Annotated in this window: 16 protein-coding genes; 7 read left to right on the top strand and 9 right to left on the bottom strand. The window is 37.6% G+C overall.

Features of this window, described 5'->3' with window-relative positions; genetic code table 11:
• Positions 1-52 precede the first annotated feature (52 nt).
• Complete coding sequence (locus IGJ37_RS05760; RefSeq protein ID WP_010707619.1) at positions 53-1,234, bottom strand: VanZ family protein; 1,182 nt, start codon at positions 1,232-1,234, stop codon at positions 53-55.
• Positions 1,235-1,289: 55 nt separating this feature from the next.
• Here IGJ37_RS05760 and IGJ37_RS05755 point away from each other — a divergent pair, with 55 nt between their 5' ends.
• A complete protein-coding gene (locus IGJ37_RS05755; protein ID WP_002382283.1) occupies positions 1,290-1,688 on the top strand; it encodes a hypothetical protein in 399 nt (132 codons plus the stop codon).
• A 60-nt stretch (positions 1,689-1,748) separates the two neighbouring features.
• On the opposite strand, the gene IGJ37_RS05750 is transcribed toward IGJ37_RS05755, so the two are convergent.
• From IGJ37_RS05750 to IGJ37_RS05730, 5 genes are all read right to left on the bottom strand, one after another.
• Positions 1,749-2,087, bottom strand: coding sequence for a zinc ribbon domain-containing protein YjdM (locus IGJ37_RS05750; protein WP_002357741.1), 339 nt, complete (start codon positions 2,085-2,087; stop codon positions 1,749-1,751).
• Positions 2,088-2,200: 113 nt separating this feature from the next.
• Positions 2,201-3,154 carry a DHH family phosphoesterase gene (locus IGJ37_RS05745; protein ID WP_002357742.1) on the bottom strand — a complete coding sequence of 318 codons (954 nt, stop codon included), beginning with the start codon at positions 3,152-3,154 and terminating at the stop codon, positions 2,201-2,203.
• A 13-nt stretch (positions 3,155-3,167) separates the two neighbouring features.
• A complete protein-coding gene (locus IGJ37_RS05740; RefSeq protein WP_002357743.1) occupies positions 3,168-4,487 on the bottom strand; it encodes a DRTGG domain-containing protein in 1,320 nt (439 codons plus the stop codon).
• Positions 4,488-4,496: 9 nt separating this feature from the next.
• Positions 4,497-5,171, bottom strand: coding sequence for a metal-dependent hydrolase (locus tag IGJ37_RS05735; protein ID WP_002410711.1), 675 nt, complete (start codon positions 5,169-5,171; stop codon positions 4,497-4,499).
• A gap of 204 nt (positions 5,172-5,375) precedes the next feature.
• On the bottom strand, positions 5,376-6,809 hold the full coding sequence (locus tag IGJ37_RS05730; protein WP_002357746.1) for an MFS transporter: 1,434 nt from the start codon (positions 6,807-6,809) through the stop codon (positions 5,376-5,378).
• Positions 6,810-7,000: 191 nt separating this feature from the next.
• Here IGJ37_RS05730 and IGJ37_RS05725 point away from each other — a divergent pair, with 191 nt between their 5' ends.
• The 5 genes from IGJ37_RS05725 to IGJ37_RS05705 all read left to right on the top strand — a co-directional run bounded on the left by IGJ37_RS05725 (position 7,001) and on the right by IGJ37_RS05705 (position 11,735).
• Positions 7,001-7,351, top strand: coding sequence for a helix-turn-helix domain-containing protein (locus tag IGJ37_RS05725; RefSeq protein ID WP_002365589.1), 351 nt, complete (start codon positions 7,001-7,003; stop codon positions 7,349-7,351).
• A 334-nt stretch (positions 7,352-7,685) separates the two neighbouring features.
• Positions 7,686-8,807 (top strand): hypothetical protein, encoded by a 1,122-nt coding sequence (locus IGJ37_RS05720; RefSeq protein WP_002357749.1) that lies wholly within the window; start codon positions 7,686-7,688, stop codon positions 8,805-8,807.
• A gap of 297 nt (positions 8,808-9,104) precedes the next feature.
• Positions 9,105-9,305 carry a cold-shock protein gene (locus IGJ37_RS05715; protein WP_002357750.1) on the top strand — a complete coding sequence of 67 codons (201 nt, stop codon included), beginning with the start codon at positions 9,105-9,107 and terminating at the stop codon, positions 9,303-9,305.
• 155 nt (positions 9,306-9,460) lie between these two features.
• Entirely contained in the window at positions 9,461-10,666 is a 1,206-nt protein-coding gene (locus IGJ37_RS05710) for a YdcF family protein (protein WP_002382277.1), read from the top strand.
• Positions 10,667-10,682: 16 nt separating this feature from the next.
• Complete coding sequence (locus IGJ37_RS05705) at positions 10,683-11,735, top strand: AI-2E family transporter (protein ID WP_325814778.1); 1,053 nt, start codon at positions 10,683-10,685, stop codon at positions 11,733-11,735.
• An 18-nt stretch (positions 11,736-11,753) separates the two neighbouring features.
• On the opposite strand, the gene IGJ37_RS05700 is transcribed toward IGJ37_RS05705, so the two are convergent.
• Positions 11,754-14,165 carry a hydroxymethylglutaryl-CoA reductase, degradative gene (locus IGJ37_RS05700; RefSeq protein WP_325814777.1) on the bottom strand — a complete coding sequence of 804 codons (2,412 nt, stop codon included), beginning with the start codon at positions 14,163-14,165 and terminating at the stop codon, positions 11,754-11,756.
• A gap of 185 nt (positions 14,166-14,350) precedes the next feature.
• Between IGJ37_RS05700 and IGJ37_RS05695 the strand changes: the two genes are divergently transcribed.
• Positions 14,351-15,502 carry a hydroxymethylglutaryl-CoA synthase gene (locus IGJ37_RS05695; RefSeq protein WP_002357756.1) on the top strand — a complete coding sequence of 384 codons (1,152 nt, stop codon included), beginning with the start codon at positions 14,351-14,353 and terminating at the stop codon, positions 15,500-15,502.
• 72 nt (positions 15,503-15,574) lie between these two features.
• On the opposite strand, the gene IGJ37_RS05690 is transcribed toward IGJ37_RS05695, so the two are convergent.
• Together IGJ37_RS05690 and dhaL are read right to left on the bottom strand one after the other, a co-directional pair.
• Positions 15,575-16,357, bottom strand: a complete 783-nt coding sequence (locus IGJ37_RS05690; RefSeq protein WP_325814776.1) for a hypothetical protein — start codon at positions 16,355-16,357, stop codon at positions 15,575-15,577.
• 123 nt (positions 16,358-16,480) lie between these two features.
• A complete protein-coding gene (dhaL, locus tag IGJ37_RS05685) occupies positions 16,481-17,083 on the bottom strand; it encodes a dihydroxyacetone kinase subunit DhaL (protein ID WP_002360441.1) in 603 nt (200 codons plus the stop codon).

Below are 17,083 nucleotides of genomic sequence, written 5' to 3'. Positions count from 1 at the left end.
TCTTCTCGTTAAATTCTTTATGCACTTTGGCATTATAACACAAAAACAACTTTTACTCACCTGCTGATTCCTTTGTTTTCGCAACTTCTAATGTACTGACTGTATAAGTATGGCTGGCTTTTTCATAAAACAAACGCCGTTTTTTACGAATCAAGGTTAACAAAACGTTGATCAAAAACAGTAAATATAAAATTAAACAGAACAAATACAGAAGCAGTGACACCATTTGCAACATCCGATTAGAAGAATTCAATAAATCAGTGGCATTGGCTAGATAAATACTAATTAAACCATACACAAAATACAAATAACCGTAGCGAACAAACAAGGCTTTTAAACGAATTTTTTCATGTCCTGTTTCAACCACCCGAATGCGAACAACTTTTTTCCCTAACGTTTGACCATTTGTCAGTTTCATCATGACGATAAAGACCGCAAACACCATGATAAAGAACCACATCCGATCTGAAAAAATCGGATAATTGGTTGCCCAATTTTTATAAGCTGGAATGAAATTTAGTCCAAAAACGAGCAGGCCTTGCACAAAGCCAATCACCAACCAATCAATCCCCCATGCAAAGAAACGTCTCAACAGGCTAACTGTCTGCCCTTTTTCATAAGAGGTGGCATCAATTTCTTCTCGTGTTGGCAATAAAAAGGTAAAGAGTGGCGTCAACCAATAACCGACCATGCCTCCGACGGTATTATTAATTAAATCATTGACATCCGCCAAGCGATACGAACGTGGATAAATAAAATAAAGGCCAGATAACTGTGTTAATTCAAAAAATAATGACAATAAAAAACTCGCAAGAACTGTTTTTAAAAATGAACATTTGAAATAATACCGTAAATACACACCAAAAGGTAAAACTAATAAAACATTAAACAGTGGTTCTAAAACGGCATGTTGTTTTAATGCTGGCAAATACGTACTAGGATCTTTGATCGAAAAAACAGTTTCGTTTAAAATCCCTGAAATAAAATGAAAAGGCCGCAGTTCCATTGTTGGTCCTGTGTATTGAGCCACTTCTGCTCGAGATGGCAACGGTAAAATTACCAAGAAATAGGCACATAATAAATAAAAAACAAATGAATACAAAATCATTGCTCGTGTCCAAACAAATGAACCATATTTGCGGTATTCATAGATTAATAATGCCCCAGAAATAAAAAATGCTAGAAACGGGAAAATAATGATTGCCCATTTAATTGGTTCGCTATATACTGCCATAAAAATCCCTCCAAGATAAACAATTTCAAGTATGAATGCCTCAATAACACTATACTTGTTTCTAAAAAAATGTACCAACAATAAATTTTATTTTGCAAATCCTCTCCTTTGCAGTATCATTAAGAAAAAGGAGGACGTTCTCATGTTACAGCCATATTTTGCGTTTGGAGTGCCGCTATTTTTACTTGTGCTCTACTTACTCTTTGCACTGATTCACCGTCAAACAACGATTCATTATTTACGGTTTATTTTGTTACTTATTTCAACATTTCTCATGGTTTTTAGTTTCCAAGTATTGCAAGAATCATGGACCATCAACCCTGAAACGTTAAAAGATGCCGCTTATTCTCCGCAATGGTTATGGATTCCTTTAGGTATCGGGTTAATCCTCACACTTTACAACGCTTGGCACGGCCTTCGTACAATGATAAAATACAAGACCGATAAACATTAGTAAGAGTCTAGGACGATGGTTGTGTCCTAGACTCTTACTGTCTCATCATTCAAATGAAATTTAATTTTTCTTAACAAACTCTGATTTTAACTTCATTGGACCAAAGCCATCTACCTTACAATCGATGTTATGATCACCTTCCACTAAACGAATGTTTTTCACTTTTGTGCCTTGTTTAATTGCGCCACTGGCACCTTTAACTTTCAAATCTTTGATTACAGTAACACTGTCACCATCCGCTAAAAGATTGCCATTTGAATCCTTAACTACTAAGCCTTCTTCTGCAACTTCTTCTGTTGGTGACCATTCATGACCGCATTCTGGACAAATAAATAATCCGCGATCTTCATAGGCATATGCCGACCCACATTCAGGGCAGTTTGGTAATTGCTCTGTCATTAACGTTCTCCTTTGTAAAAAATAATTCTTTTTCATTTTACCTTATTTTCTAGTGAATGAAAAGTAGTCCTAATGATTTATCAACGTCCGATAACTACTTTCTAATTACTTATTTATTTTTGCGCCCACTCTTGGCAAGCTGCTTGGATTTCTTGGTAAATCACTTCAATTTCAGCCGCATCACGTGCATTAGCGCCACTTGCCAAAGGATGGCCGCCGCCATGATGTTTTTTAGCAATTGTATTAATGATTGGCCCTTTGGAACGTAACCGAACGCGATAATAACCTTCCGGCTGTTCAACAAAGATTGCCCATGAGAGAACATCTTCAATTTTTCCTGGCATTGAAACAATGGCTGCCGTTTCAGAATCGACAATATCATAACTGTTTAAAATACTTTGTGGTAAAACGACACGAGCAGCGCCATTTGCGTCGATTTCTAAATTTTGATAAATATAACCCGCTAATTTAGCAACCTTTAAAGGCATTTGGTCTAACTCACGATTTAAGTCTGCGGCATTAAAGTTAAACGTACGCAATTGCGCAGCGACAGCGAGTGTATGCGCCGAAGTGGAAGGATAAAGAAAACGTCCTGTATCCCCCACAATCCCAGCATACAATAAACGAGCTGCATTATCTGTCATCGTTAATTCTGCTAAATGCTGTTGCCAAAAATCAACAATAATTTCACTACAACTACTTGCATTTGTATTCACCCAAACTAAATCTCCATAAGGTTCATCATTCGGATGATGATCGATTTTAATTAATTGATCGCCTAAAGAAAAACGCGCATCACTAATTCGTGGAGCATTTGCAGTATCTGTTACAATGACTAATGCACCTCGATAGACATCGTCAGTAATAACGTCCATTTCAGCTAAAAACTCTAAGCCTTCCACTGGTCCGCCTACTTGATAAATATTTTTTTCAGGAAAGCTCGCTCTTAAGAGTTCTGCTAACCCAACCTGTGAGCCAATTGCATCTGGATCCGGCCTTTGATGTCTATGAATAATAATTGTTTCATATTGTTTAATTGCTGCCATAATTTCTTTTACTACGTCCATTCTTTGTAGCCTCCTACGTTCTCTCCATCACTTGGCAAACAACAATTGCTTTTGCCACAATGACATTTTCTAAATAAACTTCAATATCTAATTTTGCAGAGCGACGACCAATTTCTAAAATCCGTGGACGAATGTCCAATTCACTTTCCAACTGGATTAGCCGCAAATAATGTAGATTCACTTGTTCAATTAGTACATTTCTTTTTTGATTCATCAACATTGTTCGTTGTGTCACGTTAGAAATAATTTCACTTAGGACACCGAACGAGATAGTACCAACACTGTTAACCATTTGGGGCGCAACCGAAAAACGAAAACGGGTTGTTTCTTTGCCATTTTCTTCAACAGGCATCACTTCCCCGGAAATTTGATCTGAAATTGTATCTGCAATTTGTGGTTGTCGTTGCACCAATTGCATAGCTTTCATCACATCTTGGCGAGAAACAATCCCAACAAGCGCTAAATCATCTTCCACCACCGGCATGACTTCTAGACCATCCCAAATCATTTGATGACTGACACTCGCTACACTCATCATCTTTTTCACAACATTGGGGTCCTTTGTCATGACTTTATCCACGGTTAAATGTTCACTTTTACCAATGACATCTTTGGCTGTGACAATCCCCACTAAACGTAATTTCTTATTTACTACTGGGAAACGAGAATGATGGGTACTTTCAGATAATGCCTGATAATCTGCAATCGTTTGAGTTGTCAACAAATAATTGGTTTTTTCAAGCGCTGTATAAATATCACTGACGAGTAAAATGTCTTTTTTAATCAGCTGATCACTTAAAGCACGGTTAATCATAGTAGCCACAGTAAATGTATCGTATGTGGTTCTCAAGACAGGCATACCCAGACGATCTGCTAACTGCGCAATCTCTTCAGATGTTTCAAATCCACCTGTAATTAAAACGGCTGCCCCATTTTCTAAAGCAAGCTTTTGCACGCCTTGGCGGTTACCAACAATCATTAAGGATCCGGGAGTAATATATCGCGTCATCGCGGTTTCTGTCATCGCACCAATTACAAATTTATTAAGGACTTTGTCTAGACCAGAGCTACCGCCTAACACATCCCCTTCAATAATCCGGACCACTTCACCAAATGTTAATTTTTCAATATGTTTTTTTAACTTCCGCTCAATTCGTATCGTACCAACACGTTGAATGGTGGAAACAAGCCCAATATTTTCTGCATCTTTGATGGCCCGATACGCTGTTCCTTCACTAACACTTAAACTTTTGGCAATGCTTCGAACAGAGATTCGATCGCCAATTGGTAATTCTTCAATATGTTTTAAAATTTGATCATGTTTCGTCGCCATAATTTCCTCCTAAACTAGGATCGTCTCTCCTGGGTTTAATACTTTCCCGCCAACTACTTGTTCTACGAATATTGCTGGATTTTGTTGGATAACAGGAAAGGTATTGTAATGAATTGGAATGGTTATTTTGGGATTTAAGTAAGAGACTGCTTGTAGCGCATCCTCTGGTCCCATCGTGTAATTATCGCCAATTGGTAAGAACGCTACATCAATGGATTGGTCTTTTGCAAAAAGGCGCATATCTGAAAACAACGCCGTATCACCAGCGTGATAAATTTTTTTATCTTCTGCTTCTAAAATAATCCCACTTGCTTCGCCCATGTAGGTCATTACGCCGTCTATTTCATAACCGGAACTATGCAAAGCTGGCACAAATTTAACCGAACCAAAAGGAAAGACATAACGCCCACCTAGATTCATTCCATGCGCTTTTACCCCTTGCGACTGTGCATACGTAGCCACTTCAGCTATCGCAATAATCGTTGCCTTGTTGGCTTGAGCAATTGCTAGCATATCGCCAATATGATCGCTGTGTCCGTGGGTGATTAAGATGTAATCAGGGTGTAAATCTTCAAGTGAAACGTCCGCTAAAGGGTTGCCATTAATAAAAGGATCAAATAAAAGGTTCGTGCCGTCGTTTAGACGAATTTCAATACATGAATGTCCATGTCCTATCAGTTCCATTTGTATTCCTCCTACGGTATTTTCTACACACTCTTATGATAATTAATCGTCAAATTCATTCTTAAAAGTAGTACAGTTTAGTACAGTTTACTTTCTTTATTGTAACAGAGAATTAGAAATATACAATCGCATTTGCTTATTTTCTTAGCTAGTAAAGAAACAGACGAGAAAAATCATGAATCTTTCTCGTCTGCTTCTTTTTACTTATTTGGTTGTTTTCCGAAAACGTAAAATCGTTAATATAAAGGCCGCCACACATAATAGAAAGGCGACAAAAAAGGTTTCACGCATTCCCACAATAAATATATCTGGGCGATTAGCCAGATACGTGGTTACTCGTTCACCATAGGCTTCGCTCATACCACGATATAAAATGGTCGTTGACAACGCAATCCCAATGACCATTCCTAAGTTTCTAGCAAAAGAATTCATACTTCCTGCTACACCTAAATCTTGCTTTTCAACACTGCTCATAACCATTGTATTGTTTGGAGACTGGAAAAGTGCATTTCCCAAGCCCATAATGGCTGTTGCAATCACATAATACCAGATAGGCGAATTCATATCTAAAAACATATACATTAACGACGTACAGCACAAGAGCAACAATCCGCCAAATGTTAAAATACCTGGGCCAATTTTATCCGTCAAATAGCCACTCAGAGGAGCCCCAACCACCATTAATAACGGAAATACCATCATTAATAGACCAGCATAACTAGCACTTAGTTTGCGTGCATCCTGCAAATAAAATGGAATGACAACATTTACAAAAAAGTTTGAGGCAAAAATTAAAACGGCGGACAATAAACTTAAAGTAAAAATTTTGTTTTTAAAAATTGCGAACTTAATAAGTGGGCTTTTTCTTTTTCGTTCAACCATTATAAATAATCCTAATGCGATTACTGCAATAATGAACAATAAATAGGATTGTAACGAGCCAAACCCGCTCTCTTGTCCGAGGAAAATCCCGCCGAAGAACGTCATAATCGCAATGGCAATACAAGCAAATCCTGAAAAATCGATTTTTTCTTTTGTTTTTGTAATATCTTTTGGTAGAAACTTTTCACCAATTAAAATTGTAACTAGCCCCACGGGAACATTAATCCAAAAAATATACGACCAAGAAAAGTTTGATAAGATCAATCCACCAATCCCAGGACCAGCAATCGCGCCTAAAGAGACAAAGGCACCTACTGCACCAAGCGCCCGCCCTCTTTCATTTAAAGGGAATACTTCCGTAATAATTCCTGAATTGGTCGCCATGGTCATGCTAGCACCAATACTTTGAACGACTCGCGCAAATAATAGAAAGCTCAGCGATTGATTAAAGCCACAAAGTAACGAACCAATCGTAAAAATAACCGTGCCAATTCGATAAACTTTTATTTTTCCAAAACTGTCGCCAATTTTTCCAAATAATAATAAACAAGCACAGACAACCATTAAATAAATAGATACGACCCATTCCGCTTGATTCATGGGTACGGACATTTCTTTTGAAATAGTCGGTAAAGCAATATTTACAATGCTGGAATCTAATGTAGACATGAAGGTAAACATAGCCACAGAAACTAAGATCCACCAACGATTTTTCTGCACTTCAGAATCCTCTTGGTAACTTTTAATTTTCTCCATTGATTCATCCCCTCTCGCTCCAAAACAGTTTACTTACTAATAATAACTCTATTTCTTCTTTTTTTCATCGGAAATTTTCTAAAAAATCACTCATGAGATGTTCACCTTCTTATTACACGCTCGCAATTGACAACCATTCGCTTTTACGCTAATTTAAAATTAGCAAACGGAAAACACAAGGAGGACTTGAAATGACCTTAATTTCTCGCATTAAACAATTAGCTCAGTCAAGGCAACTAACCCTCGCCCAATTAGAAAGAAACGTCGGCATTTCCAATGGACAAATTCGTCGTTGGGATACCTCTTCGCCTAAAGTAGAGAATCTTTTAAAAATAGCAGACTATTTTTCTGTCTCCTTGGACTATTTAATGGGCCGCACCCAACAAACAGAGATTAATCATCAGGCACCTATGACAAGCACACAAAAAGAGTTACATATTCACATTACTACGGAAGAGTTAACAGAAGAAGAAATTACTCAGTTAGAGGAAGAAGCAAATCGTTTCTTGCGGTTCCGTAAATTTGAAATGACAAATTCTTAAAGAACGTTCACTTCTCCTAGTCATTGATAGCAAAAACTAGAACCTAAACAAAAAAACCACCACGACCGTCGTCTGTGGTGGAAATGAAGGTTGTTATTTACTCTTGGTAGGAGTAAGTATGAAAAAACCAATTCGGGATAATTGGCATAACGTAAGTATAGTGGTTTGTGCCTTTTTTATCATGAGTTTCAGCTATATTTTTTATAAAACTTTTATTAGAACACCATTAACAGTCCTTTATTTAGATTATTTAAAGCGTTTTCTTTTATTGAACATATTGTTTTAAACATTCGATTTCCTGTGCTACACTTACTTTTAGAAGGGGGATTTTATTATGGCAAATCAAAAAAAAGATAGCTTATCAACATTATTTTCTGAAGAAGTTCATGGACCGTTTGTTACTTTCTTGTTTAACACCCATGTCGCTCATCAAAACGTAGAAAAAGATTCGCTTGTTTTGAAAAATTTTGCAAAAGCGGCAAAAACACGCTTTGAAAAAAAATTTCCTGAGGAAAAATGGGCTGTTTTCCAAGAAAAAATTGACGCACTTCTAGCTGATGCTTCCTTCTGGCGCAACGGCACAGCAAGTGTTTCAATCATCTTATCTCCAGAAAACACCTTTGTTCAACGATTAGATGTGCCCGTTGACGATCAATATTACGTGGACACGATCCCTTATTTACTTGGACTAGTCAAAGACAAACAATTTAACTACCATTATTACCTACTTGCTCTAAATCGCGATTCAATGAAACTTTACAAAGTCGATCATACGACTGTGACTCCTGTTGAATTGCCTAAAGACGCGCCAACAGACGTGGTCACAGCTTTAGGTGATGAATTAACGGGTGGTAATTTAAACTTTTCAACTCAAGGTAGTTCTAACGGTTCTAAAGAAGGTGTCGCTTATCATAGCATCAATACTAAAGATAAAGAAGTTGAAATTGATTGGGTGAACTACTATCAAGCAGTCGATACTTTCTTAAAAGATCAACTGGATAATCCTGAAAAATTACCGCTTTATCTTTATGCTTTACCAGAAAACCAAACACTCTTTAAAAAGATTGCTAAAAATCCTTATTATGATTGCTCAATTTCAGTTGCTGCTTCACCTGCACAAGCAACCATTCAAGATATCCGCAGCGCTAGTGAAAAAATAGCTGCAGAGTTAACAGAAAAAGAAACAGCTTCTTATAACAAATTACTAGATCGTAAATTCTTAGATCAATTTACAGATATTTCGCCAGCGGCAGCTGACGGCAAAATTTCCCATCTTTTTATTGCAACGTCACTCTTTGTTACTGAAAACAATGAAATGTCATCTGAAGAGTACGATCGCCGCAAACTTTTAAACACCATTGCTTACCAAGTCATTCAAAACGGCGGTCAAGTTTTTGTTTTAGACCAAAAAGCTGCACCAGATGAAAAGTCTTTAGCGGCTATCCTCCGTTATTAAAAACAGGCAAAAAGCCCATTGTAAGAAAGCGCCTTACAATGGGCTTTTTTTCTGAGACTTATTGAAACAGCACTATAACAGCCTTATCTTCACTTTCTAGTTTTTAAAAAACATCCGATAAAAAAGAAAATAAGGTTATCGCTATACAAAAACCAGTTAGTATGCTATAGTAATAGATGTAGTTTTTGTTCGGTAATATGGGTAGCTGTTTCAAATAAACATCTTCCACATTTTTCACCTTTCAAGTAATTGCAAAATATGAATGTGTTATAACACACATCTAGGAGGATATTTATTATGGAAACAGGTACAGTAAAATGGTTTAACTCAGACAAAGGCTTTGGCTTCATCACTGCAGAAAACGGAAACGATGTATTCGTACATTTCTCAGCTATCCAAGGTGACGGCTTCAAAACTTTAGAAGAAGGTCAAGCAGTAACTTTCGAAATCGAAGAAGGTCAACGTGGCCCTCAAGCAACTAACGTTACTAAAGCTTAATTAAACAATACTGACTCAAAAACCTGACGTTAATCGTCAGGTTTTTTTTATAAAAAAAAGAACAAGAAAACTTTCTGAAACTAAGTGCTTCCTCTATTTTTTTTGAAGAGTTTTCGTTATACTGAAGAGGAAAAATGTTTTAAAGGAGTTTATTTATGCAATTTTATGGTGATTTAACCTTTTTAGGTGTTTATTTATTGGGTCTCTTTTTCATTCCCTCGTGGCGGAAAAAGAAAAAAGAACACGATTGGTTGCCGTGGATGTTTGGCTGGACTGTCTTTATGTTCTTCTCATATGTTTTATATTTAGAAATCATTCGTGGCACAGCCTTCTTTTTAATTCCCATTGCTTTTTTTGGCTTGTTTGCGCTCTTCTACTTCAAAGAAAAAAGGCGTTTACTGAATGGAACATTATTTAATATTTTTCTTGTGGTTCTAGCGACTTATTTAGGGATTACTGCGATTCGTACAAACAACTACTTTCTAATCACCTTAGCAATTATTGCCCTGCTGGCGATTTTTATCGCTTTGGCTTTAGGACTCTATGCCTTAATTATTTTCCTCTATTGGAATGCGGTCGTTGTTATGAGAAAAGAAGGTCGTTCTTTAGGGAACTTGTTGACGTTGTTGCTGGCAATTGGCTTAACATTACTATTAATTTATAATTTCTTTTTTCAATCGTTGTTACCAACGTGGCTCTCCTTACCCTTAACTATTGCGCCATTTATTTTGACTTATTTCGCGTTTGTTTTTTATAATTTTTTAACTGTTTCTACGTTGTATCAATTTAATCAGCCAAAATATACACAGGATTATATTGTTGTGTTAGGTTCGGGGTTAATCAATGGTGAGATTGTGCCGCCGTTATTGCAAGCCCGCATCAACAAAGCCATTCAATTTTACAAGGCTCAAAATCGCGCAACGTTAAATCCACCAAAAATCGTCATGTCTGGTGGCCAAGGCCCCGATGAATTACTTCCTGAAAGTGTCGCGATGAAAATGTATGCTTTAACACAAGGTATTCCTGATGATGATATTTTAGTAGAAGCTCATTCAAAAAACACACTAGAAAATATGCGTTTTTCCAAAGAAACAATGATTGAGGATTTTGGAAATGCTAATTTCCAAGCCATTTTTACTACAAACAATTATCACCTTTTCCGAGCGGGTCTTTTCGCTCGAATGGCTGGCTTAAAAGCTGATGGCATTGGTGCAAAAACCGCTTTTTATTTTTTACCTAACGCGTTTATTCGAGAGTTCATCGCCATTGTAGTGATGTACAAACGCCGCCATATTATTGTTTGCGGCCTAGCTGCCATCGGTATGGTTATGTTATTCTTAACAGGATTGATTATTCAGTAAAGAAGGAGTTTCCCCTATGAGTTTGTATCAAAAATTTATTCAAAATGAACGTTTGCGACGTTTTTGCGTCCTTGCTTTGATTATTTTTGTGCTTTATTTATCCAGAAGTATGATTACAACAATTCTTTTAACATTTATCTTTACCTATTTAGCTGTTCGTTTGGTCCATTTTGTTCAACGCTATATGAAAATCCCGACGTTTGTCATCGTTCTCTTAACCTATGCATTGGTTGTTTTTCTCATCTATTTAGCGATTACTAAATATGTTCCCGTTCTAGTTAACCAAACGACTCAAATGATTAATTCTGTAGTTGATTTTTATCAAAGTCCACATACAGATACAAATCAAGTATTGCAATTTATTGATCAATACTTGGAAAAATCTAATTTACTCTCTCAACTCCAGAATGGCGCTTCAATGATTTTACGCTACATTCAAGATATTGGTGCTGTCGGTTTATCATTTGTCATGTCCTTTATTTTAAGTTTCTTCTTTATGATTGAGAAGAAGCAAATGGCTGATTTTTCTAAGTTATTTTTAAAAAGTGATTTTGATTGGTTTTTTCAGGATATCTATTATTTTGCCAACAAGTTCGTCAACACATTTGGTGTCGTAATGGAAGCTCAGTTTTTCATTGCTGTGGTGAATACAGTCATTACTACCTTGGCCTTGGCGATAATCGGCTTTACTCAGCTACCTAGTTTAGCTATTATGATCTTCATTTTGAGCTTAGTCCCAGTTGCTGGTGTGATTATTTCCTGCATTCCGCTAAGTTTCATCGCTTATTCCCAAGGTGGCTTGAACGATGTGATTTATATCTTAGCTTTAATTACAATCGTCCATTTATTTGAATCTTACGTGCTAAATCCTAAATTTATGTCTAGTAAAACAGAGTTACCAATCTTTTATACGTTTGTCATTTTATTAGTTAGTGAGCGTCTCTTTGGTGTATGGGGACTTATTGTAGGAATCCCTGTGTTCACTTTCTTCTTAGATGTCTTAAAAGTAAAACCAATTCGTGGCCTGAAACGGCTACCTAATGTGAAAAAAAATAGTTCAGCAGAATAATTTCTGCTGAACTATTTTTTATTGTTTTCTTAAATCATTTAAAATAGCCAAGGCTCGGTCTTGGTTCATCGTTTTTTGACGTTTTAATTGTTGAGCGACTGCCTCAACTTCTTTACCAGTAGCTCCGACCGTCATCGCTAAAGAACGTGCTTGTAGAGCCATGTGTCCTTTTTGAATTCCTTCAGAGACTAAGGCCCGTAACGCCGCTAAATTTTGGGCCAAACCAACAGCCGCTACTACTCGACTTAGTTCTTTTGCATCCGTCACTGCTAACAAATCAGCGGCTGCTTGAGATTTAGGCAAGACTTTTGTGGCACCGCCAACCGTGGCTAAAGCAAGCGGAACTGAAATTTCACCAATTAGTTGTTCGCCATCCAGCGTCCAACTAGTCAAGCCTTGGTAGCGACCTTCCTTCACCGCAAAAGCATGACAAGAAGCGCTAACAGCGCGTGTATCATTTCCTGTAGCTAAAACTACAGCTTCAATGCCATTCATGATCCCTTTGTTATGCGTGACTGCCCGATAAGGATCTAATGAAGCATAGCGTGAAGCTAAAACAATTTTTTCAGCAATTTCCCGGCCATTGCTCCCCTTACTTAAACGTGAAACTGGAATAGCCGTTTTCATCGTAACAACCGACTCCGTGGCATAATTACTTAAAATACTGAATAAAATCTTTTGCTCCGCAAACCATTCACGGAACAACTCGGCCACACCTTCCAACATAGCGTTAACGATATTTGCCCCCATTGCATCCTTAACATCTACTAAAAAGTCGACAGATACAAACGATTCATCAAAAGTACGATATTGCAAATCTCTTAAGCCGCCGCCCCGTTTAACGATAGATGGATAACTTAACTCTGCTTGTTGAAAAATTTCCGCTTCTCTTACTTGTAGTTTATCAATCAATGACTCGGGATCTGCAACATCGTAAAAAACGATTTGTCCACGCATTAAGCGTTGTTGATTCACTGTTTTAAATCCTTGTGCTATTTTTGCACCATTACTCAAAGCCGCAATCACTGAGGGCTCTTCTGTCGCCATTGGTACCAAATAATCAGTTTCGTCCACTGTTAAATGTAAGCCAACGCCCATCGGCACTTCTGTTTCACTGATTTGATTTTCAATCATATGATTGGCAATCTGCGAAGATAAAGCCGTATTTTCAAATTCTTTTTTTGTATCAGCAGAAATCTGGCCTTCATTAAGAAGAGAAGCCAGGCGTTCCTCAGGACTCATTTGATAAAATCGGCTGTTTTTTTTTTGCTGAGGTCTCTCTAGTAGCATAGCGAGTCCTAAGCCACCGCCGATACATAAAGAAGCCACGCCATATTTCTTTTCTTTTTGATTTAATTGATAACTTAAACTCGTTAATAAACGAGCACCTGTGGCACCAATCGCATGACCTAATGAAATACCGCCACCATAAATGTTGACCTTTTCCTCTGGTAAAGCCAGTTCTCTTTGGACCACGATTGAAGTTGCTGCAAATGCTTCGTTGATTTCATACAGATCAATTTCTTCCGTAGTAAGTTGATTGCGCGCTAACAGTTTTTGAATGGCTTTAATCGGCGAAATTCCCATATAGGCTGGATCAATACCGACTTCCACACTGTCTCGAATAATAGCTAAATAAGGAAGACCGTGTGCTTCGGCATATTCTTGTGAAGCAATAATCAAAGCAGAAGCCCCATCATTAATGGTTGATGCATTCCCTGCTGTTACAGTACCGTCTTCTTTAAAAACTGTTTTAAGCGTTCCTAGCTTCTCAACGCTCGAATTAGGGCGAATCCCTTCATCTTTCTCCACAAGCGTTCCTGACACTTCTAATGGGGCTATTTCGTCAGCGAATATCCCTTCTGCTTGTGCTTGAGTTGCTTTTAATTGTGAATGTACAGAAAATTGATCTTGCTCTTCTCTAGTTACATGATACTTTTCGGCCACATTTTCAGCAGTTAAGCCCATTGCCTGACCACTAAAGGCATCCGTTAACCCATCGTACATCATACTAGAAAAAGGCGCATCGTAGCTTTCTGTTTCGTAATTAAATCGTTGTAATTTAGGTGCTTGGGACATATTCTCAATCCCACCAGCAATTAAAACTTCCGCTTCTCCTAATTGAATCAATTGTTTCGCCAAAATAACGGCCTTCATTCCTGATCCGCAGACCTCATTAACCGTCATTGCGGGAATTTCATGAGACAAACCGCTGTTTATTGCTATTTGTCGTGCGGGATTTTGGCCATTTCCAGCTTGTAAAACATTTCCAAAGATTACTTGATCAATTTCTTCAGAAATAGTGGAATGTCTTTTTAAAAGTTGTGTTGTAACATGTGTTCCTAAGTCTACGGCACTTACTTGACTTAAGCTGCCTTTATATTTTCCAATTGGTGTTCGTAATGCATCAATAATAACTACTGTTTTCAACTAAATGCACCTCCATCTTGAAATATATCATATAATCCCAGAATCACAAGTGCCAATTACTGAATGTTAACAGACTTATAAGATATTTTTTAATAATCTATGAAGTTAATACAAAAATTCCCCATTTTGGTTCATTTCGTGCTATTTTATATAATGAATCTATTTATCGTAAAGGAGTTAAAGAAATGACAATTGGGATTGATAAAATTAGTTTTTTTGTGCCCCCTTATTATATTGATATGACGGCACTGGCTGAAGCCAGAAATGTAGACCCTGGAAAATTTCATATTGGTATTGGGCAAGACCAAATGGCGGTGAACCCAATCAGCCAAGATATTGTGACATTTGCAGCCAATGCCGCAGAAGCGATCTTGACCAAAGAAGATAAAGAGGCCATTGATATGGTGATTGTCGGGACTGAGTCCAGTATCGATGAGTCAAAAGCGGCCGCAGTTGTCTTACATCGTTTAATGGGGATTCAACCTTTCGCTCGCTCTTTCGAAATCAAGGAAGCTTGTTACGGAGCAACAGCAGGCTTACAGTTAGCTAAGAATCACGTAGCCTTACATCCAGATAAAAAAGTCTTGGTCGTAGCGGCAGATATTGCAAAATATGGCTTAAATTCTGGCGGTGAGCCTACACAAGGAGCTGGGGCGGTTGCAATGTTAGTTGCTAGTGAACCGCGCATTTTGGCTTTAAAAGAGGATAATGTGATGCTGACGCAAGATATCTATGACTTTTGGCGTCCAACAGGCCATCCATATCCTATGGTCGATGGTCCTTTGTCAAACGAAACCTACATCCAATCTTTTGCCCAAGTCTGGGATGAACATAAAAAACGAACCGGTCTTGATTTTGCAGATTATGATGCTTTAGCGTTCCATATTCCTTACACAAAAATGGGCAAAAAAGCCTTATTAGCAAAAATCTCCGACCAAACTGAAGCAGAACAGGAACGAATTTTAGCCCGTTATGAAGAAAGCATCATCTATAGTCGTCGCGTAGGAAACTTGTATACGGGTTCACTTTATCTGGGACTCATTTCCCTTTTAGAAAATGCAACGACTTTAACCGCAGGCAATCAAATTGGGTTATTCAGTTATGGTTCTGGTGCTGTCGCTGAATTTTTCACTGGTGAATTAGTAGCTGGTTATCAAAATCATTTACAAAAAGAAACTCATTTAGCACTGCTGGATAATCGGACAGAACTTTCTATCGCTGAATATGAAGCCATGTTTGCAGAAACTTTAGACACAGACATTGATCAAACGTTAGAAGATGAATTAAAATATAGTATTTCTGCTATTAATAATACCGTTCGTTCTTATCGAAACTAAGTATTTAAATCCCCCGATTCAATCAACAAAAGAGCTAGACATTCAAGCAAAAACTTGAATGTCTAGCTCTTTTTATGAAAGCCAAACTTCTTTGACCCCGTCTGTCACGGCGATACCATCTGTCAAAGCTAAACGTTGTGAATAAGAAACGTAGCCATAATAAACATCAACACCGCCGCCATTGTTCCAAGTAACAGTGATTTTAACATTTGGAGTAATCGATTTTGTAGCTGGTTGGGTCGTCGGGCGATAACTAGTCGTATCATAACTTAAAATAGTGCCCGAAGCTCCACTTATTTCGGCTTTTCCTGTGTAAATTTCGCCATTCGTATTCGTCTGCGTGACCGCTCCATTCGCTTCAATGATTAAACCCGCTTGCTTTTGATCTCCTCGTGGATAATAAAAAAGATACGTGGTTGCCCATTTAGCAAATTCATCTGGAATTGGTTTAAGTGATTCCGTTGGTGCCGGACTCGACTTCGTTTGCTTTTCAACCGCGACTTCTTCTTGTCTTTTTAAGCCTTCATTATTTTGATTATTTAGTTTCTCAACCGTTTCTTTAACGATCGAATAGTGTGGTTTCCCTAAATCGCTAACAGGGATCGTAGCTAATTTTTCTTCTGATTCTTTATATTGCCCCTCTGCCGTTAACTTTTTAGCTTCTTTAATAATGGCATCATACTTGGTTTGGTCTACGGAAGAGGATGTGCTTTGTCCCGTAGCTTCGACTTGTTTTGTGACACTGGTTTTTTCTGTGGTCACGTCTGATGAATTTCCACAAGCACTTACAAACATTGAGCTAACGATTAATAAACATCCCACAATCACATGCTTTTTCATTTTTAAATCCCCCATTTGTCTATCTTTGTTATTTTTTGTTACTTAAATTATCCCATAGATGAACAAAAGAAACCATTATTTATAAAAAAGCTTAGCAAGCGCTTCAAGAGAGGCACTTGCTAAACTTTTTTCTCACTGTTATTGATTGATTACTTTGACTAGTTCTTCAAATAATAATGCACTAGATGCTGCTCCTGGATCAATATGACCAATTGCTCGTTCCCCTAAATAAGAGGCACGTCCTTTTTTCGCCACCCAATCTTTTGTTGCTTCAGCAAATTGTTCAATTTTTTCTTCATTAAATTGTTCCGTTCCAATTACTTCAGCAACAGGTGCCCAGACATCAACCATCGTTTTATCTCCTGGTTCAGCTTTGCCACGCATCTGAATCCCAGCTAGACCTTGCTGAACAATTTCTTTTAATTGCTCTGGCGAACTGATGGTTTCCAAATCTTTTGTCGCTTTAGTCATATTCATAAACGCAGTACCATATAAAGGACCAGAAGCTCCGCCAACTTTTGAAATCAAAGCCATGGATAGGACTTTAAATGTCTCCGTGATTGTTGTTGGTACTTTTTTGTCAAACGCAATTTTGTATTCAGCCATACCACGAGCCATGTTGTTACCGTGATCCCCATCACCAATCGGCGTGTCTAATTCACTTAAATAGTCTTTTTTTTCTTCAATAACTTTTGAATAATTGTCTAACCATGTTTGAATGTCTTTTACTGTTAATTCCAT

Source organism: Enterococcus sp. AZ104, assembly GCF_050546705.1.
Lineage (GTDB): Bacteria > Bacillota > Bacilli > Lactobacillales > Enterococcaceae > Enterococcus > Enterococcus faecalis.
The sequence above is the reverse complement of the archived record's forward strand: the minus strand, read 5'-3'. Positions and strand labels throughout refer to the sequence as shown.